This is a genomic window from Achromobacter sp. (assembly GCF_049647645.1).
Lineage (GTDB): Bacteria > Pseudomonadota > Gammaproteobacteria > Burkholderiales > Burkholderiaceae_B > Achromobacter.
In genome coordinates this window covers 23,435-41,684 of the sequence record NZ_JBARYB010000261.1, presented here as the reverse complement: position 1 = coordinate 41,684, position 18,250 = coordinate 23,435, and the positions used below count along the sequence as shown (strand labels likewise).

The window sequence follows — 18,250 nt, the reverse complement described above, 5'->3', positions numbered from 1 at the left end:
GCATCAAGGCGCTGGAAGGCCGCGACGGGATCCTGTCGATCTCGGCCGCGCAAGGCTTTGCCACCGGCGACGTGCCGGAGATGGGCACCAAGGTGCTGGTCTACGCCGATGGCGATGCCGCCCGCGCTCAAGCCCTGGCACGCCGCCTGGCCGACGAACTCATCGGCATGCGCGAACAGCTCATGGTGCCGTACCGCAGCGTGGACCAGGCGCTGGACGAAGCCCTGGCCTTCGGCGACGGTCCCATCGTGCTGGCCGACCGGCCGGACAATCCCGGCAGCGGCGCGCCGGGCGACGCCACGTTTGTCCTCGGCCGCATGCTGGAACGCGGCGTCACGAATGCAGCGCTGGGCCCCATGTGGGATCCGGTATCGGCGCGCATTGCCTTCGACGCCGGCCCCGGCGCGGAGCTGGATCTGCGCATCGGCGGCAAGGTCGGCCCGCTGTCCGGCGACCCGCTGGACCTGCGCTGCACGGTCAAGGCGATCAAGGCCGACATGATCATGACAGGCCTATCCGGCGCGCCGGCGGCCATGGGCGATTGCGCGCTGGTCGAGACTCAGGGCATCGAGATCCTGCTGACCTCGCTGCGCAACCAGGCCATCAACATGGACCTGTTCACGCAGCTGGGCTGCGATCTTGCTTCCAAGCAGATCGTGGTGGTCAAGTCCGCCCAGCATTTCCATGCTTCGTTCTCGAAAGTCGCGCGCCACATCATTTATGTCGGCGGCAAGGGCGTCGCCACGCCCGACTGGAAGACGCTCACGTATCGCAACATCCGGCTGCCCAAGTGGCCGCTCTAAGAACCTGCCGGCGCACAGACGCCGGCGCATCCACCAACACGATGGGAGCCTAGCGCGATGAAAAAACGCCTGCTTTGCCTGTTCTCGACGGCCACGCTCGGCCTGGCCTTCACTTTTGGCGCCGCCCCGGCGCACGCGCAGGCCAAGACCCTGCGCATCGTGCCGCACGCCGACCTGAAGGTGCTGGATCCGACCTTCACCACCGCTTACATCACGCGCAACTTCGGCTACATGGTGTACGACACGCTGTTCGCGATGGACTCGCACAGCAAGCCGCAGCCGCAGATGGTCGAGAAGTACTCGGCCAGCGATGACAAGAAGACCTGGACCTTCACCCTGCTGCCCGGCCTGAAGTTCAGCGACGGCCAGGCGCTGACCACCGCCGACGTGATCGCGTCCTTGCAGCGCTGGTCCGCGCGCGACAACATCGGCCAGGCCATCACGCGCGCCGGCGGCAAGTGGGAGGCCGTGGACGACGGCACCTTCAAGCTGACGCTGGACCAGCCGTTCGACCTGGTGCTCGATGGCCTGGCGAAGGTGTCCAGCTACCCCGCGTTCATCCTGCCCAAGCGCCTGGCCTCGCAGCCCGCCGACCGTCCGCTGACCGAAGTCGTCGGCTCCGGCCCCTACGTCTTCAAGCGCGCCGAATGGGTGCCGGGCAGCAAGATCGTGTTCGAGCAGAATCCCAACTACGTCGGTCCCAAGGCGCAGGCCGACGGCTTGGCGGGCAACAAGACCCCGCGTATCCCGCGCGTGGAATGGCGCGTGCTGCCCGACTCCAACAGCGCCACGGCCGCGCTGACCAATGGCGAAGTCGACATGATCGAGCAGGCGCCGGCGGACTACATCGACGCCTTGCGCGGCAACAAGAACGTCAAGATCGGCGTGATGGAACGCGCCCAGGGCTACATCATCCTGAACCAGTCCATGCCGCCCTTCGACAACGAGAAGGCGCGCCAGGCGGTTGCGCATCTGGTGGACCAGGACAAGTTCACCGCCGCCATGGGCTACCCCGACGACCTGCGCATGAAATACTGCGCCACGGTCTTCATCTGCGGCGGACCTTATGACACCGCCGCCGGCGCGGCGCCTTACGCCAAGCCCGACCCCGCCCTGGCCAAGAAGCTGCTGGCCGAAGCCGGATACAAGGGCGAGAAGCTCGCGATCCTGCTGCCCACGGACCTGGCCTACCTGAACTCCGCCACGCTGGTCGCTATCCAGGCGCTGCAGGACATCGGCGTCAATCTCGACATCCAGTCCATGGACTGGGCCACGCTGACTGCCCGCCGCGCCCGCAAGGAGCCCATCGACAAGGGCGGCTGGAACATCTTCCTGTCGGCCGCTTCGGAGTTCAACGTCGACTCGCCCATCAGCAACACCTATCTGGGCGCGGTGTGCGGCAACAGCCTGCCGGGCTGGCCTTGCGACAAGAAGCTGGACGAATTGCGCGCCCAGTGGATCGCGGCCACCAGCTCGGACGAGCGCAAGCGCGTGCTCGACCTGTTCCAGGAGCGCGCCTATGAAGCCTTCCCCGCGATCTCGGTGGGCCAGTACTCGCGCGCGTTCGCCTCGCACAACAGTCTGAAGAACGCGGACAAGATCTGGAGCCTGCCCAACCTGTGGGTGCTGGACAAGTAGTCCGCCGCCAGCCCAATCGATACGCGAGACCACCATGGGTTACATCATCCGGCGAGTGCTAGCCATCGTGCCAGTCATGGCAGTGGTGGCGGTGATCGTCTTCCTCCTGATCCACCTGTCGCCCGGCGACCCGGCGGCACTCATCGCCGGGGACTTCGCTTCCGCGGAAGACATCGCCAAGCTGCGCGTGGCGCTGGGCCTGGACGAGCCGCTGTGGCGGCAGTTCGGCCTGTGGGCGGGCAAGTTGCTGCAAGGCGACCTGGGCACGTCCATCTTCACCCACGTGCCCGTGACGCAGCTGCTGGCGCAGCGGGTGGAACCCACCTTGTCGATCGCCGCGCTCACGATGCTGGTGTCCATCATCGTGGCGGTGCCGCTGGGCGTGCTGGCCGCCTACCGGGCCGGCACCTGGATCGACCGGCTGGTCATGCTGTTCGCGGTGCTGGCGTTCTCCGTGCCGGTTTTCCTGGTGGGCTACCTGCTCATCTACGGCTTCGCCATCAAGCTGCAATGGCTGCCGGTGCAGGGCTACGTCAGCCTGTCCGAGGGCATCGCCCCCTGGCTGCGCAACCTGACCCTGCCCTGTATCAATCTGGCGCTGGTGTACATCGCGCTGATCACCCGCATGACGCGTGCGACGGTGGTCGAGGTGCTGCACGAGGACTACATCCGCACGGCGCGCGCCAAGGGACTGGCGGTGCTGCCGGTGCTGGAGCACGCGCTGCGCAACGCCGCCATTCCCATCGCCACCACGGTGGGCGTGGGCATCGCGTTGCTGATCGGCGGCGTGGTCGTGACCGAGACGGTGTTCGCCATTCCTGGCATCGGCCGGCTGGTCATCGACGCGGTCCAGCACCACGACTACCCGGTGATCCAGAGCGTGCTGCTGCTGTCGGCTGGCGCCTACGTGCTGATCAATCTGCTGATCGACCTCAGCTACCGGCTGTTCGATCCCCGCATCCGTTACTGAGCCGCCGCAGGAAGAAATCATGTCAGATAGTTCGATTTCCACCAGCCCACCCATCGTGCTGCACGAGGCGCTGAGCGCCAGCGGCCGCCGCTGGCGCTGGATACGCAAGCATCCCACCCTGATCCTCGGTTTGGCGCTGCTGCTGATCGTGGCGGGCCTGGCGCTCGCCGCGCCCTGGATCGCCACACACAACCCCGTCAATATCAATCCCCTGCAACGCATGAAGCCACCCTCGGCCGAGCATTACTTCGGCACCGACGCGTTGGGCCGCGACGTATTCAGCCGCGTGGTCTGGGGTGGCCGCGTGTCCCTCGTGGTCGCCATCGTGGTGGCGCTGGTCGCTACCGCCGTCGGCGTGGTGCTGGGCCTGGTGGCGGGATTCGTGCGCTGGGCCGATGCCATCATCATGCGCATCATGGACGGCATGATGGCCATCCCCGACATCCTGCTGGCCATCGCCCTGATGGCGGTGATCCGCGCCAGCCTGACCACGGTGATCATCGCCATCGCGATTCCGCAGGTGCCGCGCGTGGTGCGGCTGGTACGGTCCCTGGCGCTGACGCTGCGCGAGCAACTCTACGTCGAGGCCGCCCATGCCGTGGGCACGCGCCTGCCCGTGATCCTGCGCCGCCACGTGCTGCCCAACATGGTCACGCCGCTGGTGGTGCAGGCCACGTTCATCGCCGCCACCGCGGTGCTGACCGAGGCCGTGCTGTCGTTCCTGGGCGTAGGCGTGCCGGCCCAGGTTCCCAGCTGGGGCAACATGATGGCCGACGCCCGCAACTACGTGGCGGTGGCGTTCTACACCATCCTGTATCCCGGCATCCTGCTGGCCATCACCGTGCTGGCGATCAACCTGATGGGCGACGGCCTGCGCGACGCGCTCGACCCCCGCCTGACCAACCAACGCTAAGACCCAGGAGCACGCCATGGCAATCTCTCCCGCCGCCGTCGCCCCTGGCGACGTGCTGCTCGAAGTCGACAATCTGCGCACCTACTTCGATACCGTTTCCGGCACTGTGCGCTCAGTGGACGGCGTGTCCTACCAGGTGCGGGCAGGCCGCACGCTGGGCGTGGTCGGCGAGTCTGGCTGCGGCAAGAGCGTCACCGCGCTGTCCATCCTGCGGCTGATTCCGACGCCGCCCGGGCGCTATGCCGGCGGCCAGATCCGCTATCGCGGCACCGACTTGCTGGGCCTGACGGAAAAGCAGATGCGCCAGATCCGCGGCAACCGGATCTCGATGATCTTCCAGGAGCCGATGACCTCGCTGAACCCCGTGCTGACGGTCGGCCGCCAGATCGCGGAAACGGTCATGGTGCACCAGAAGCTCGGCCGCCGCGAGGCCTATCGCCGCGCCGAGGACATGCTGCGCCTGGTGCAGATCGCCGAACCCGAGCGGCGCGTGCACGAGTATCCGTACCAACTGTCCGGCGGCATGCGGCAGCGCGTGATGATTGCGCTGGCCCTGGCCTGCAACCCCGAGGTCCTGATCGCCGACGAGCCGACGACGGCCTTGGATGTGACCATCCAGGCGCAGATCGTCGACCTGCTGCGCAGCCTGCAACAGAGCCTGGGAATGGGCATCGTGCTGATCACCCACGATCTGGGCGTGGTGGCCGAATCCTGTGACCGCGTGGCCGTGATGTATGCCGGCCGCAAGGTCGAGGAAGCGCCCGTCGCCGAATTGTTCGACCGCCCCTTGCACCCGTACACGCGGGCGCTGATGGCGTCGATGCCGTCGATGAACACCTCGAAGCAGCGGCTGGCCGAGATCCCCGGCATGGTGCCCGCGCCCAGCGAACTGGGCAAAGGCTGTAGTTTCGCCCCGCGCTGCGCCTACGCCACCGAGCGCTGCCGCGCCGAAGCGCCGCAACTGATGCAACATGGCAGCGACCACGTGGTGGCCTGCCACGAAGCGGCGCGCGTCGCCGCGCAACCCGCCCCGCAGGCGGCGGCTTCGGCCGCGCCTGGCGCCGCCCACACTGGAGTCCAAGCATGAGCGCCCGCAACGAGCCCGCCGCCGCGGCCACGCCCTTGCTGGAGGTGCGCGACCTGAAGATGCACTACCCCGGCGCGGGCGGCTGGTTCAAGCCGCGCCGCAAGGTCATCCAGGCCGTGGACGGCGTGTCCTTCACCGTGGCCAAGGGCGAAACCCTGGCGCTGGTGGGCGAGTCCGGCTGCGGCAAGACCACCACCGGCAAATCCGTATTGCGGCTGATCCAGCCGACCTCGGGATCGGTGCGGCTGGAAGGCGAGGAAATCCTGGCATTGACGCCCGAGCAGATGCGCGGCCGCCGGCGCGATATGCAGATCATCTTCCAGGATCCGTACGCATCGCTCAACCCGCGCCTGACGGCGGGCGACATCGTCGGCGAACCGCTGCAGAACTTCCCTGCCTCGGGCGGCCGCGCCCGCCCCGACGAGATCGCCTGGCTGTTCTCCAAGGTCGGTCTGCGTCCGGAAGCGATGAAGAAGTTTCCCCATGAATTCTCCGGCGGCCAGCGGCAGCGCCTGGGCATCGCGCGCGCCCTGGCCTTGCGGCCCAAGCTGATCGTGTGCGATGAGCCGGTTTCCGCGCTGGACGTGTCGGTGCAGGCGCAGGTGATCAACCTGCTGATGGACCTGCAGGAAGAGATGGGCATCGCCTACCTGTTCGTCGCCCACGACCTGGCCGTGGTGCGCCACATCAGCCATCGAGTCGCGGTGATGTACCTGGGCCGCATCGTCGAGGTCGCCGACCGCGACACGCTGTTCTCGCGTCCGCTGCATCCCTACACCGAGATCCTGCTGTCCGCAGTGCCGGTCCCGGATCCGCACAAGCCGGCGCAGCGCAAGCTGCTGCAAGGCGATCCGCCCAGCCCGGCGAATCCGCCCAGCGGCTGCCGCTTCCACACGCGCTGTCCGCTGGCGCAGCCGGTCTGCAAGGACCAGCAGCCTGCCTTGACGCAGCGACCCGGCAATTCGGAGGCGGGACAACAGTGGGTAGCGTGCCACTTCCGATGAACGCGCCGCGCCTGCTGGCAGGTCCGCTGCCGGACCACGATCCGGTCTGTGGCCGCGGCATCGCCGAGCTGCGGACGGCCATGGCGGCCGGCAGCCTGAGCGCCATGGACCTGGTGCGCGCCTACCTGGCGCGCATCGCGGTTCATGACCAGGCCGGACCGGCGCTCAATGCGGTGCTCGCCTTGAATGGCCAGGCGCTGGCCGAGGCCGCCACGCGGGATGTGGAGAGGCAACGCGGCGCGCAGCTGGGCGCCCTGCACGGGATTCCCATCCTGCTCAAGGACAACATCGATACCGCGGGCATGCCTACCACCGCAGGCTCGCGGGCGCTGGCTGGCCGCCGGCCGCAGCGCGATGCCGACATCGTGCGCCGGCTGCGCGAGGCCGGGGCCATCGTGCTGGGCAAGACCACGCTGCACGAACTGGCCTGCGGCATCACCAACGTTTCTTCTCTCTCCGGCCGTACGCGCAACGCCTACGATGCCACGCGCGTGCCGGGCGGGTCCAGTGGCGGCAGCGCCGTCGCGGTGGCCTCAAGCTTCGCGGCGGCCGCGATAGGCACGGACACCAGCGGCTCCATCCGCATCCCGGCCGCCTTCAACCAGGTATGGGGGCTGCGGCCCACGGCCGGACGCTACAGCAACGCCGGCGTGGTGCCCCTGTCGCCGACGCTGGATACCGTCGGCCCCATGGCCCGCAGCCATGCCGATCTCGAAATCCTGTGGTCGGTGATGGCGGATCCGGATGGACAAAGCAAAGACGCATGCCGTGCAGGCCAGGGCTGGCGCATCGGCACGCTGGACGCATTCTTCGGTTGTGCCGACGCGGAACCAGAGGTATCCCGGCATGTCCGGGCGGCCCTCGCGGGCTGGCAAGCCGACGGCGCGCACATCCAGCCGGCCGCGCTGCCGCTGGAAGACGCCCGCCTGACCGCCGCCAACGTCACCGGCTACGAATTCCGCGATGCGCTGGCACGCTGCCTGCGCGATGCCGACCTGCCCGTGCGCAGCCTGACCGACATCCTGGACGGCGGTTATGCCCATCCGGAAGTCGCGCCTCTGCTGCGCGAGCGCGATGCGCTGCGCGATCCGGATGGCGGCGCGCGCCTGGCGGTGCTGGCACGCGCCAGGACGCTGCGCGATGACGTGCTGACGGCCATGGACCAAAGCCAGTTGGACCTGCTGGCCTACCCCAGCGTGCGCGGCGCGCCAGTGCTGCTGGGCGAACCACAGCGTGGCGGCAATGGCTTGCTCGCCGCGGTGACGGGACTGCCGGCCTTGAGCGTGCCCATAGGCTTCACGGACAGCGGCATCCCCGTCGGCCTGGAACTGCTGGGCCGCGCGGACGGCGAGCGCCTGCTGTTGCAGGCTGCGCGGCGCTTCGAGACGGGAGAATCCGTCGCGGTGTAGGAACAGGTGCGCGGCGTTTGCAGGGAGACGCCGCAGTCACTTTAGATTTCCTAAATTCAAGACTGAGAAATGATCGTTGTACTCGCTCTCGCATGAGAAGGAGAATTTCCGGATCGCAACGGATCCTGAATATTCAGCCCTTCCTAAATGAGCAAGCGCATGTTGAATCTTTACACCGATAGTTCTCCGAATGGCTACAAGGCCACCATCGCCCTGGAAGAACTGGAACTTCCCTACCGCCTGCATCACGTGCGCATCGCGCAAGGCGAACACCGCCAGCCGAACTTTCTGGCGTTGAACCCGCATGGCCGTATCCCGGCCCTGGCCGATGAAGAAACCGGCGTCGTGCTGTTCGAGTCGGCGGCCATACTGCTTTACCTCGCCGAAAAAACCGGGAAGCTGCTTCCCGCCGACATCCAGGGACGATGGGAAGCCATCAAGTGGCTGCAATTCCATTCCAGCAGCGTCGGCCCCATCATCGGGCAGCGCGTCAATTTCGAAGTGTTCGACAAGGCGCGCAACCCCGCCGCGCTGGAACGCTACCAGCGCCTGACCGAGGACGCGCTCGCGGTGCTGGACCGCAGGCTGGCCAACCATTCCTACCTTGCCGGCGACACCTACTCCATCGCCGACATCGCGCATTTCGGCTGGAGCCATATCGCGCGGATCATCGACTTCGATTTCAGCCATCACCAGCACCTGAGCGCATGGCACGAACGCGTGGCGGCCCGGCCTGCGGTCGCCAAAGGCATCACCGTGCCTGCGCCGGCAACGGGCGCGTAAGAACGAGGACCATCGGAATGGATACCACTCATACGCTCCACGACACGACGGGAGCGTCATACTTCGCCTTCTCCGCGCATCCCGGTTATCGGCGGATGTTCGCGCCAGACCGCCTGACCCTGGGCATCTTCCTGCCGCTGCGCTTTTATGAAGGCAGCATGGCGGTCCTGGCGGGGCAGGCGGAACTGGTGAAACAGATAGACCGGCAGGAATTTGCCGCCGTCTGGGTACGCGACGTGCCCTTGTACGCCTCCTCCTTTGGCGACGCCGGACAGGTCTTCGATCCGTTCACGTATCTGGCTTTTCTGGCGGGGCACACGAAAAATATCGCCTTGGCGACGGGCAGCGCCATCTTTTCCCTGCGCCATCCCATCGATCTGGCGAAGGCTGCGAGCACCATCGACCAATTGTCGGGCGGCCGGCTGGTGCTGGGCATAGCCTCGGGAGACCGGCCTGTCGAATTTCCCGCTTACGGGCTGGAGCATGGCGAACGCGGCACGCGTTTCGCCGAGGCTGTTTCGTACTTCCGCCAGCTGATGCGCCCAGGGCCTCTGGAGATCGATTCGGCGCTGGGACGCTTTAACCGCGCGGAGTTCCTGCCCAAGCCCGCTGCCGGCAGCATTCCGCTTGTCGTCACCAGTTCCTCGGGACAGTCGCTGCCATGGATAGGCGAACATGCGGATGGCTGGCTGACCTATCCCGACGCCACGGACAACCCGCTGGGACCGCAACGCCTGGCGGCAAAAATCCGCGCCTGGCGCGCGCTGATACCCGACGGCGGCTTCCGCCCGCACATGACCAACGAATGGCTGGACCTGACCGACGACCCCGACCATCCGCGCACGCCCTTGCACAACGGCTTCGTGCTGCGCACCGGCAGGAAGGGCTTGATCGCGCTGCTGGAGGAATGGCAGGCGGCGGGCGTCAATCATGCCGCGCTCGGCATCCAGTTCTCGCGACGGCCGGCGGCCGAGGTGCTGCAGGAACTGGCAGAGGAAGTGCTGCCGCATTTTCCTTCGCACCAAGGCCCAGCCCCGCTTCCGGCTGCGTGGTAGCCGCCCAGCCAAGACGTACGGGGCGTGCGCCAGACTCAGTTGTCCAGCAGCTTCACCGTCTGCGGGTTGTAGCCGAAGTATGCGCCGCCGCAGCCCGTATGGGGCTTCGCGGCGGCGGGCAATCCAGTCGCGCGCAGGGAAGTTTCACCGCGCATGCGGATCAGCCTGTAGCGCTCGGCCGCCACGGTTCCGTCCGGCAGGAAATACAGGCGCACGCGCAACAGGCCCTTGTCCGGATCCTTTTTGCTCGCCGCGCTGAAGGCCGGCACGGTCACCGCCACCTCGCGCCAGGCCCCGGGCTCTTCCATCGTCTGCCAGCGCACCCGCACGGGCTGCTCCAGATCGAGCAAGACCGGGCTGCCGCCGCGCACCGGATCGCAAGGCCGCGACAAGAGGCTGCGGTCGGCATGCGAGCCCATGTCGTAGGTCTGGCCACCGATTTCCACCCTGGCGATGGTCTGCGGCGTGAGGTTCTCCAGGCCGAAGATCGCCAGCCCCGGAATGCCAGCCGATTCCATCTCATCCTCGGTCATGCCCGAGAAACGCGCGATGCCCGGCGCAACCTCGACGTGATCGGCATAGTGGAAGTAGTGGTAGACCACCAGCGCGGCTTCGCCATACGAGAACGCGGAGGGCAGCTTGCCCAGGTCGGGATACGGCAGGCGGCGCAGTGGCACGGCTGCGCCGGGCGTTCCGTCCTGGCTGGAGTACACGTAGCGGTCCACGCCGTCCTTCAGGCGCGCACCCTCATAGGAAAACTGCTCGCCGGCCGCGGGCCCCTGATTCGGATAGCGGCGAAAGCGCAAGAACATGCGTTGCTCCGCCGTCCCGGGTTCCAGGTATGACGATGCGCCGGCAGACAAGCTCCCTCCGCGCCGGTCCGGCCAGATGGTGCGGCTGCTCAGATTGACGTGCGTCTCCTCGATCGCCGGGTGCGACTCGCGAAAACTGTCCTGCCTGCTGCGCTCGATGGAATCGCTGACGGGCACGATAGCCGCCGCCAGCAACGAGGGCAGGAACAGCAGCGCGTGGACACGCCCAGGCACCTGGCCCTTGTCGCGCACCATGTACACGATCCAGCAGAGCGCCAGCACCACGGCCAGCGGCCCGCCGAACAGCACGCCATAGCTCAGCAGCGCCTGCGCGCCCCAACCGAGATTCGGGGTGGAAACGAACACGACGCCCAGGAATGCCAGCAGTCCCGCCAGCAGGAGGGAAACCGCGATGCCGAACCAGTAGTGCCGGGTCTTTTTCAACTGCATCGTCCTTGTCGGTTGCGGTCCGGCAGCGTTGCGCCGCCGCGCTCCCCGCCTACTTGGCCTTGCGCAGCGACAGCGGCACGCCCCAGACCGGGTCTTCCATGCCCTGTTTGCCCAGCGGCGTGATCTGCATCGGTATCATCGTCGACAGGAGCTTACGGTGCTCATCGCTCACGTTCTCAAGCCGCTCCATGTACTTCTGCGTGAACTCCATGGGCGCCGGGCGAGTGTAGACGGTCAGGTCTTCAAGCGGGCATTCGATCATCTTGGGATCGACCGCGCGGCAGGCGGATTGCCGGTACTTGTAGCTCGGCGTCTTCAAATGCATGCGCTGGCTCAGCACCAGTTGGCCGCCCTTGAGCGTGAAGCTTGCCAGCGCCTGCTGCGGCGGGATGCGGGCCTGCACCTTGATCGCGGGAATGTCGCGGGAGTCGGTCTCTTCGACGTAGCCCGCCGCACCGAGCTGCGTGGTCTCGCTGTACTGCTGTTCGCCCCAGCTCACGCAGGCGCCCGACGCCATGTGCACGGCGGTGCAGACCTTGCGCGTCTTGGTTTCGGTGCCATAGGTGGCATCGCGCCAGTTGGTTTCCCGGTAGAACTCGCGGTAGAGCTCGGGCGACAGATAGGCGGTGCCGTTGGCGCCGCGGCCCGAACCCACCTTGCCGCTCGGCGCGCCGACCTGCTCAAGCAGCGCATTCAGCTTGTAGTCGTCGCCGCCGGTCAGCAGGTACTTGCCGGGCGGCAGGATATGCACCTCGAAGGCCTGGAACAGATATGTCGCCTTCTTGTCCCGCTGCAGCGAATTGGTCTCGAAGCGGCGGCTGAAGGTTATCCGCGGGTCCTTTTCGAACATCCAGATGACGTGCGAGGTCCACTTGGTCATTTCCAACGCGTCGCCCAGCGAACGATGCGGCATGATGTCGGCCACCAGCACCACGGCCATATCGTCCTTCAGCGCCGCGTCGATCAGGTCCAGCAACTGGGCGTAGCGCGGATCGTTCCGGGTGCCCTCGGCGCTCAGGAACGGGTGGGGCGCGCAGCCCGACAGGGCCAGCGTGAGCGTCAGGGCGGACAAGGCAAGTCGCGGTCGCGTCAGGGTCATGGAGCGGTCCTTGGTGTAAGCGGAATCGGTCTGTCGAGCGCGGATACTACTGGCTCGGGGCCGGATCGCAATACTTGCGTGAAAGCTGAAACATGGCGCCAGGCGGGCTCGCCCGGACCATTGCGGCCGCGCGCGAGCAGCCACGCACGAATTGCGGCCGCAACGCCAGCACCGGCGCGGGCTGCGGGCGCATCGCGCCTGGCCGCCACCAGGATGCGCCAGGGCCGGTGGCACCCGCCGTTTGAAATTCTTTGTTGCGATTGTTTCGCACCTGAGGGATGCCGGGTATCGTCTGTAGCGATTCCGTCAGGAGACCCCACCATGTCGCTCGCGCTATACGGCCATCCCTTCTCCTCCTACACGCAGAAGGTGCTGATCGCGCTGTATGAAAACGGCACTCCGTTCGAGTTCCGCTGCATTGGTCCCGACACGCCGCAACACGCGGCGGAATGGCTGCGGCGCTGGCCTCTGCACAAGTTTCCGCTGCTGGAAGACGGCGATCGCAACGTCGCCGAGACCAGCATCATCATCGAGCACCTGCAGCTGGAGCATCCCGGTCCGCAACGCTTGCTGCCCGCCGATGCCAAGGCCGCCCTGGAAGTACGCTTCCTGGATCGCTTCTTCGACCTGCACGTCATGAGCTGGACGCAGCATGCGGTCGGCGGCGCACTGTCTGGCGACGAGGCCAAGCGGCGGGAAACGCTGGCGTTGGCCGTGGAAAAACTGGAAGTCGCCTACGCCTGGCTGGAAACGCATCTGGCCGGCAGGACCTGGGCCGCCGGCGCAGACTTCACGCTGGCGGACTGTGCCGCCGCACCCTCGCTGTTCTATGGCGACTGGACGCACCGGATCGCCGATACGTATCCCGTGCTGCGCGCCTATCGGGCGCGCCTGCTGGCGCGCCCCTCGTTCGCGCGGGCCGTCGAAGAAGCGCGGCCATACCGGCCGCTGTTTCCGCTGGGCGCGCCGGACCGGGACTGAAGCCGGCCCGCCCGGGGCCTCATTCGTTGCCGGCGGCCATGTCCCATACCTTCTGGGCGATGGGGTTCTTCTGTTCCTCGATGATGTGGGCCATCAGGCCCACCGAACGCCCTATCATCGTCAGCGCCTTGCCCAATTCTGGCGTAAGGCCCATGTCCAGCACGATGGCGCCCTTGGCCCCGGTGGCGTTCAGCGGGATCTTGCGGCCCGACTGGCGAGCGGCCGCGGCAGCCAGTTCCACGGCAAAGCGCGAATAGTTGCCGTAATAGCCGCAGTCCCTGGCGATCTCGAACATCTTTTCGCAACGGGGATCGCCATCGACGTGTATCGGGTGCCCTACGCCAGGAATCTTGCGCTTGGCCGCCTTGTTGGCCTTGACGCATTCCTCGGCATAGTGGCGCAGTTCCTCGTCCGTGTAGCTGTCCTGTTGGGGCAAGGCGTCGCGCAGAAAGCGCGCGGCGTATTCGATCACGCCCAGGAAGCGGCTGCCGGCGCCCAGCAGTCCCGCCGCCAGGGCGCCCTGCATGGCCTCGGGCGCGCCATGCAGGGTCAGCCGCGCCGACAAGGCGCTGGGCGTGAGGCCGTGGTCGGTCGCGCTCACCAGGAACAGGTTGAGCATGGTCTTGAGCTGGGGCGTGGGGAACTCGCCCAGCAACTCCAGGGCCAGCACGTCGATGAAGTCGCGCTTGAACAGGTCTTGCACCAGGTCGTGGCCGCGCACCAGGATGGTATGGGCGTCGCCGCCTCCGATCTTGCTGTCGAACATCTGAAATCTCCGTATTTTTTGGACAGCGGCCGCGCGGATGGCGGATGGCCGCTGCACCGGTTCGCTATTCGATGACCGCGTCCAGAGCCACCACGCCCTGGCCCTGGTCGAGCACCACCAGCGGGTTGACCTCCAGCGATTGCACGCCATCGCCCAAGGCGGTGAACAGGGCCGCGATGCGCTGCACGGCGTCCACCAGGGCTGCCTTGTCCCGCGCCGGCAGGCCACGATGGCTGGCCAGGCGGCGAGCGATGCGCGTCTGCTCCAGCGCCTGCTCGATCTGCGCGCGGCTCGCCGGCAGATGGCAGCGCGCCACGTCGGCCTCGACCTCCACCCACACGCCGCCCGCGCCCACGCTCAGCACCGGGCCGAAGACTTCGTCGCGATGCAGACCCACCAGCATCTCCACGCCGTCCACCACCATTTCCGACACCAGCACGCCGCGAATGGCGGCGGCCGGCACCTGATGCCGCGCCGCGTTCGCGAGGATGCGTTCAAAGGCCTCGCGCACCTCGGCCTCGTCGCGCAGCCGCAGCTGCACGCCGCCAATCTCGCTCTTGTGCAGCACGCCGTCGGCCACCAGCTTGAGCGCCACGGGAAAGCCGATGGCGCGCGCCGCCGCGGACGCCTCTTCAGCGGAAGCAGCTTGGGATTCCCGAGGCGAACGCACGCCATACTGCGCCAGCAGCGCCTTGGCCTGCGCTTCGTTGCAGGGCAGCTGTACGGCAGGCGCGGCAGTCGGCAAGCCCGTGGGCGGGACGTCCTGAATGTCGTTCAACGTTAGATCCGCATACCAACTGACGCGCTTGAGCGCCTGCATGGCGTTGCGCAGGCTGTAGACGGGCGCGAAGCCTTCCTGGATCAGCAGGTCATGCGCCGGGCCGCGGCGGCTGCTCATCCAGACGGGCACGAAAGCCTTGGCGCCGCCCTGCGCCACCGCCAGCATGTTGCGCACCAGGCCTTCGGTGCTGGCCGAATAATTGGAAGTGATGGGATAGAGCACCGCATCGACGCCCGGATCGGCGAACAGCGGCGCCAGGCAGCGCCGCGCCAGGTCCGGATCGGTCAAGGCCTTGGTGGTCAGGTCCACGGGATTGGTCAGGGCCGCGTAGGCGGGCGCGTGACGGGCCATCTCGGCCACCGTGTCCTCCGCCAGCACCGCCATGGCCAGACCGGCTTCGCCCACCTTGTCGGCCGACAGCACGCCCGCGCCGCCCGACGACGAATACACGCAGATGTTGCGCAGGCTGCGCACGCCCACGCGCGATATCAGGCTGGCCACATCCAGCAGCTCGTCCAGGTCTTCCACGCGGATGACGCCGTACTGCGAGAACACGGCGTCGTTGACGGCATCCTCGCCAGCCAGGGACGCGGTGTGCGACTGCGCCGCCTTCTTGCCGAAATCCGAACGGCCGATCTTCAGCGCGATCAGCGGCTTGCCCGCGCGGCGGGCGGCGGCCGCGGCCGCAATGAAGCGCGGACCGCTGCGTATGCCTTCCATCACGGTGCAGATCAGGTCGGTGCCCGGGTCATGCGCCAGCCAGTTGATGAAGTCCGCGCTATCCAGGTCCAGCTCGTTGCCGGTGGAGAACCAGCGCGAGAAGCACACGCCCCGCTCGTTGCCCTGCATCAGCGAGCGGCCCAGGCCGCCGCCCTGCGTCACCAGGCCGATACGCGAAAGCTTGCCGGTCCTGCCGTCGTTGCGGAACTCGGTGGAAAAAGTCAGGCCCAGGCGCGGCGCCAGCATGGTCATGCCCGCGCAGTTGGGGCCGTACAGGCGCATGCCGCTGCGCTGGGCCACGGCCAGCATCTCGGCCTCGACCGAGCGCCCCGCCTCGCCCAGTTCGGCAAAGCCGCCCGTGAACACGATGACGTAGCGCACGCCTTTCGCCGCGCAGGCGCGCAGCGTGGCAACGGCCGATTCGGCCGGCACCAGCAACAGGGCCACGTCGATGCCATGGACCGGCACCGCGTCCACGCTGGCATGCAAGGGCTTGCCGAAGAGCTCGCCGCCCTTGGGGTTGACCAGATGCACCTCGCCGTCGAAATCCGAATGCTCCAGCACGTTGACCACGGTCGTGTGGCCCAGCGTGCCAGGCTTGCTGGAAGCGCCCACGATCATGACCGACCGCGGCCGCGTCAATTCCACCAGGTCGTCGAAGCTTACGTGGGGATCGAACTGGGAAGGACTCGCGCTCATGCGGCCTCCGGTCGGCATTTCATCAAGGTGGTCCATTCCGATTCCACCACGATCTCGCCATTCTGGTTCTTGACCGTGCGCAGCATGGCCACGCGGCCCGTGCCGGGGCGCTTCTGCGACAACGTCTTCTCGCCTATGCTCAGCTCGACGTGGATGGTGTCGCCGATGAGCACCGGCTTGCGCCATAGGCAGCGCAGTTCGGTCAGCGCCAGCCGGGTGCCGTCCATCAGGCGGTACACCGGCATGCGCGTGGTCAGCCCCGAAGCGATGGCCAGCGTCAGCATGCCGTGCGCGGCGCGCTGGCCGAAGGGATGGCCGGCAGCGAATACCGCGTCCGTGTGCAGCGCGTTGTAGTCGCCGGACAGCCCGGCGAACTGCACCACATCGGCCTCGGTGACCGTGCGGCGCGGGCTTTCCCAGGACTGCCCGGAGGCCAGGTCCTCGAAGTACAGGCGCCGGCCCAGGTGTTCGTCCAGATCGAATGGCGTGCTCATGCGTAGCGCCCTCCCGTCACGTGCACGGTTTCGCCCGTGGTGAAACCGGCCAGGCGCGACGCCAGGAAGGCCACCGTGGCGGCCACGTCGGCCGGATCCCCAAGACGGCCGACCGGCGTGTTGGTCTTGGCGCGTTCGGTCAGATCTTCATAGTCGGGGCGCTTCTGCATGCGCGGAGTCGAAATGACGCCGGGCGCGACCGCGTTGGCAGTGATGCCGAACTTGCCGGACTCCAGCGCCAGCGACCGGGTGAAGCCGATCAGCCCGGCCTTGGCCGCCGAATAATTGGTCTGCCCCGGATTGCCCAGGTGGGCGCGCGAGGCGATATTGATGACACGGCCGAAGCGCTGCTCCATCATCAGCGGCAGCACGGCGCGCGAGCAATGGAAGGCGCCCAGCAGCGTCACGTCCAGCACCGCGTGCCAGTCTTCCTCGGACATCTTGGTCAGATAGCGGTCGCGCGCGAAGCCCGCGTTGTTGACCAGGATGTCCACTTTCTGCCAGCGCTGCGCCGCCTGTTGCACGGCGCTGCCCACCTCGTCCTTGTTGGTGACGTCGGCGCGCACGCCCAGCACCTGCCCGCCCAGGGCCGACAGTTCCCTGCAGGCGGATTCGATCGCCTCTTCATTGGCGTCGCACACCACCACATTGCAGCCTTCCTGCACGAAGCGCCTGGCCATCGCCATGCCCAAGGTGCCCGCGCCGCCCGTGATGAAAGCGGTGCAACCCTTCAGTTCCAGATCCATGATGCCATTCCATTCGAGTTTCAATGTTCCTGCCGCGCCGGGCCCGACCGGGCCCGGCGTTCAATCGACCTGCAAGCGCGCCTGTTCCACCAAGGCCTTGGCGCCCGCCCTTTCCTTGGCCCAGAACGCTGCGAAGGCTTCGGGCGTGCTGCCCACCAGCGGCGTGTAGATGCGCGCAAAGCGCTCCCGCACCTCAGGCATCTGCAAGGTTTCGCGCAGTGCCCCCGAGAACTTGTCCACGATGGGCTGAGGCGTGCCGGCCGGCATGACCACGGCCTGCCAGGTCGTCACCTTGAAGCCGGGCACCCCGGATTCGGCCACCGTGGGCACGTCGGGCATGTCGGACACGCGCTGGTCGCCGCTGACCGCCAGCGCACGCAACGCGCCTTCCTTGATGAAGGGCGCGGTGGTGGAGCGGCTGTCCACCATGAAGGACAAGCGCCCGGCGATCAGGTCCTGCAAGGCCGGCGCGCTGCCCTTGTAGGGCACGTGCGTCATGGGCGCGTTCAGAGCCAGCGACAGCGCGGCGCCAGCGACGTGCATGGAACTGCCATGTCCGGCGGACCCGTACGACAGCCCGGCGTCGGTCTTCCTCACCGCCTGCACCAGGTCCTGCATGGTGTGGAACGGCGAGGACTTCGGCACCACCACCACCAGCGGCGAATCGGTCAATTGCGTGACCGGCACGAATGCCTTGCCCGGATCGACCTGCACGCCCTTGTAGAGATAGGTGTTGATGGCCAGCGGTCCGACGTTGGCCCACAGCGCCGTGTAGCCGTCGGGGTCGGCCGTGGCCACGGCCTGGTTGGCGATATTGCCGTTGGCGCCCGGCTTGTAGATCGGCACGATGGGCTGCCCCAGCTTTTTCGACAGTTCGTCCTGCACCATCTTGAAAGCAATGTCCGAAGCGCCTCCCGGCGCGAAACCGATGACCATGCGGATGGGCCGGTCAGGCCATTCCGCGTGCGCGCCCGCCGCCAGCATGCAGGCGGCCAGGCCCGAGGCCAGTTTGACGATGAACTTCATGCTGTCTCCCCTGT

The 18,250-nt window shown here is 67.1% G+C and carries 17 protein-coding genes; 10 read left to right on the top strand and 7 right to left on the bottom strand.

Annotation, left to right across the window (positions count from 1 at the left end; all coding sequences use genetic code 11):
• The 9 genes from WBB14_RS29590 to WBB14_RS29550 all read left to right on the top strand — a co-directional run.
• On the top strand, nucleotides 1-803 hold an 803-nt coding region (locus WBB14_RS29590), incomplete at its 5' end, for an MlrC C-terminal domain-containing protein (protein WP_424242915.1).
• A 57-nt stretch (nucleotides 804-860) separates the two neighbouring features.
• Nucleotides 861-2,441 carry an ABC transporter substrate-binding protein gene (locus WBB14_RS29585; protein WP_424242914.1) on the top strand — a complete coding sequence of 527 codons (1,581 nt, stop codon included), beginning with the start codon at nucleotides 861-863 and terminating at the stop codon, nucleotides 2,439-2,441.
• 34 nt (nucleotides 2,442-2,475) lie between these two features.
• Nucleotides 2,476-3,411: an ABC transporter permease gene (locus tag WBB14_RS29580; protein ID WP_424242913.1), complete on the top strand. Its 936-nt coding sequence runs from the start codon at nucleotides 2,476-2,478 to the stop codon at nucleotides 3,409-3,411.
• 19 nt (nucleotides 3,412-3,430) lie between these two features.
• Entirely contained in the window at nucleotides 3,431-4,324 is an 894-nt protein-coding gene (locus tag WBB14_RS29575) for an ABC transporter permease (RefSeq protein ID WP_424242912.1), read from the top strand.
• Between the two features lie 16 nt (nucleotides 4,325-4,340).
• On the top strand, nucleotides 4,341-5,411 hold the full coding sequence (locus tag WBB14_RS29570) for an ABC transporter ATP-binding protein (protein ID WP_424242911.1): 1,071 nt from the start codon (nucleotides 4,341-4,343) through the stop codon (nucleotides 5,409-5,411).
• A complete protein-coding gene (locus WBB14_RS29565; protein WP_424242910.1) occupies nucleotides 5,408-6,415 on the top strand; it encodes an ABC transporter ATP-binding protein in 1,008 nt (335 codons plus the stop codon). The genes WBB14_RS29570 and WBB14_RS29565 overlap by 4 nt, the downstream gene beginning before the upstream one ends.
• The gene (locus WBB14_RS29560) at nucleotides 6,412-7,824 is read left to right on the top strand and encodes an amidase (protein ID WP_424242909.1); all 1,413 of its coding nucleotides are present in this window, start codon (nucleotides 6,412-6,414) and stop codon (nucleotides 7,822-7,824) included. Before WBB14_RS29565 ends, WBB14_RS29560 begins: the two co-directional genes overlap by 4 nt.
• 159 nt (nucleotides 7,825-7,983) lie before the next feature.
• Nucleotides 7,984-8,607, top strand: coding sequence for a glutathione S-transferase family protein (locus WBB14_RS29555; protein ID WP_424242908.1), 624 nt, complete (start codon nucleotides 7,984-7,986; stop codon nucleotides 8,605-8,607).
• A 95-nt stretch (nucleotides 8,608-8,702) separates the two neighbouring features.
• The gene (locus WBB14_RS29550) at nucleotides 8,703-9,662 is read left to right on the top strand and encodes an LLM class oxidoreductase (protein ID WP_424242916.1); all 960 of its coding nucleotides are present in this window, start codon (nucleotides 8,703-8,705) and stop codon (nucleotides 9,660-9,662) included.
• Between the two features lie 35 nt (nucleotides 9,663-9,697).
• Here WBB14_RS29550 and WBB14_RS29545 read toward each other — a convergent pair whose 3' ends face one another.
• Together WBB14_RS29545 and WBB14_RS29540 are read right to left on the bottom strand one after the other, a co-directional pair.
• Nucleotides 9,698-10,924: a hypothetical protein gene (locus tag WBB14_RS29545; protein WP_424242907.1), complete on the bottom strand. Its 1,227-nt coding sequence runs from the start codon at nucleotides 10,922-10,924 to the stop codon at nucleotides 9,698-9,700.
• 49 nt (nucleotides 10,925-10,973) lie between these two features.
• Nucleotides 10,974-12,023 carry a hypothetical protein gene (locus tag WBB14_RS29540; RefSeq protein ID WP_424242906.1) on the bottom strand — a complete coding sequence of 350 codons (1,050 nt, stop codon included), beginning with the start codon at nucleotides 12,021-12,023 and terminating at the stop codon, nucleotides 10,974-10,976.
• 321 nt (nucleotides 12,024-12,344) lie between these two features.
• On the opposite strand from WBB14_RS29540, the gene WBB14_RS29535 reads away from it, so the two are divergent.
• A complete protein-coding gene (locus WBB14_RS29535) occupies nucleotides 12,345-13,004 on the top strand; it encodes a glutathione S-transferase family protein (protein ID WP_424242905.1) in 660 nt (219 codons plus the stop codon).
• 19 nt (nucleotides 13,005-13,023) lie between these two features.
• On the opposite strand, the gene WBB14_RS29530 is transcribed toward WBB14_RS29535, so the two are convergent.
• From WBB14_RS29530 to WBB14_RS29510, 5 genes are all read right to left on the bottom strand, one after another.
• Complete coding sequence (locus WBB14_RS29530) at nucleotides 13,024-13,770, bottom strand: citryl-CoA lyase (RefSeq protein ID WP_424242904.1); 747 nt, start codon at nucleotides 13,768-13,770, stop codon at nucleotides 13,024-13,026.
• 64 nt (nucleotides 13,771-13,834) lie between these two features.
• Nucleotides 13,835-15,970 (bottom strand): acetate--CoA ligase family protein, encoded by a 2,136-nt coding sequence (locus tag WBB14_RS29525; RefSeq protein ID WP_424242903.1) that lies wholly within the window; start codon nucleotides 15,968-15,970, stop codon nucleotides 13,835-13,837.
• Nucleotides 15,967-16,464: a MaoC/PaaZ C-terminal domain-containing protein gene (locus tag WBB14_RS29520; protein ID WP_424242902.1), complete on the bottom strand. Its 498-nt coding sequence runs from the start codon at nucleotides 16,462-16,464 to the stop codon at nucleotides 15,967-15,969. Before WBB14_RS29520 ends, WBB14_RS29525 begins: the two co-directional genes overlap by 4 nt.
• Entirely contained in the window at nucleotides 16,461-17,210 is a 750-nt protein-coding gene (locus tag WBB14_RS29515) for an SDR family NAD(P)-dependent oxidoreductase (RefSeq protein WP_424242901.1), read from the bottom strand. The genes WBB14_RS29520 and WBB14_RS29515 overlap by 4 nt, the downstream gene beginning before the upstream one ends.
• Before the next feature lie 60 nt (nucleotides 17,211-17,270).
• Entirely contained in the window at nucleotides 17,271-18,236 is a 966-nt protein-coding gene (locus WBB14_RS29510) for a Bug family tripartite tricarboxylate transporter substrate binding protein (RefSeq protein ID WP_424242900.1), read from the bottom strand.
• Between the last annotated feature and the right edge of the window lie 14 nt (nucleotides 18,237-18,250).

Bases quoted from the DNA above. Each gene is read 5' to 3' on its own strand.
- WBB14_RS29585 (WP_424242914.1), top strand. From the start codon at position 861: ATGAAAAAACGCCTGCTTTGCCTGTTCTCGACGGCCACGCTCGGCCTG.
- WBB14_RS29580 (WP_424242913.1), top strand. From the start codon at position 2,476: ATGGGTTACATCATCCGGCGAGTGCTAGCCATCGTGCCAGTCATGGCA.
- WBB14_RS29575 (WP_424242912.1), top strand. From the start codon at position 3,431: ATGTCAGATAGTTCGATTTCCACCAGCCCACCCATCGTGCTGCACGAG.
- WBB14_RS29570 (WP_424242911.1), top strand. From the start codon at position 4,341: ATGGCAATCTCTCCCGCCGCCGTCGCCCCTGGCGACGTGCTGCTCGAA.
- WBB14_RS29565 (WP_424242910.1), top strand. From the start codon at position 5,408: ATGAGCGCCCGCAACGAGCCCGCCGCCGCGGCCACGCCCTTGCTGGAG.
- WBB14_RS29560 (WP_424242909.1), top strand. From the start codon at position 6,412: ATGAACGCGCCGCGCCTGCTGGCAGGTCCGCTGCCGGACCACGATCCG.
- WBB14_RS29555 (WP_424242908.1), top strand. From the start codon at position 7,984: ATGTTGAATCTTTACACCGATAGTTCTCCGAATGGCTACAAGGCCACC.
- WBB14_RS29550 (WP_424242916.1), top strand. From the start codon at position 8,703: ATGTTCGCGCCAGACCGCCTGACCCTGGGCATCTTCCTGCCGCTGCGC.
- WBB14_RS29545 (WP_424242907.1), bottom strand. From the start codon at position 10,924: ATGCAGTTGAAAAAGACCCGGCACTACTGGTTCGGCATCGCGGTTTCC.
- WBB14_RS29540 (WP_424242906.1), bottom strand. From the start codon at position 12,023: ATGACCCTGACGCGACCGCGACTTGCCTTGTCCGCCCTGACGCTCACG.
- WBB14_RS29535 (WP_424242905.1), top strand. From the start codon at position 12,345: ATGTCGCTCGCGCTATACGGCCATCCCTTCTCCTCCTACACGCAGAAG.
- WBB14_RS29530 (WP_424242904.1), bottom strand. From the start codon at position 13,770: ATGTTCGACAGCAAGATCGGAGGCGGCGACGCCCATACCATCCTGGTG.
- WBB14_RS29525 (WP_424242903.1), bottom strand. From the start codon at position 15,970: ATGAGCGCGAGTCCTTCCCAGTTCGATCCCCACGTAAGCTTCGACGAC.
- WBB14_RS29520 (WP_424242902.1), bottom strand. From the start codon at position 16,464: ATGAGCACGCCATTCGATCTGGACGAACACCTGGGCCGGCGCCTGTAC.
- WBB14_RS29515 (WP_424242901.1), bottom strand. From the start codon at position 17,210: ATGGATCTGGAACTGAAGGGTTGCACCGCTTTCATCACGGGCGGCGCG.
- WBB14_RS29510 (WP_424242900.1), bottom strand. From the start codon at position 18,236: ATGAAGTTCATCGTCAAACTGGCCTCGGGCCTGGCCGCCTGCATGCTG.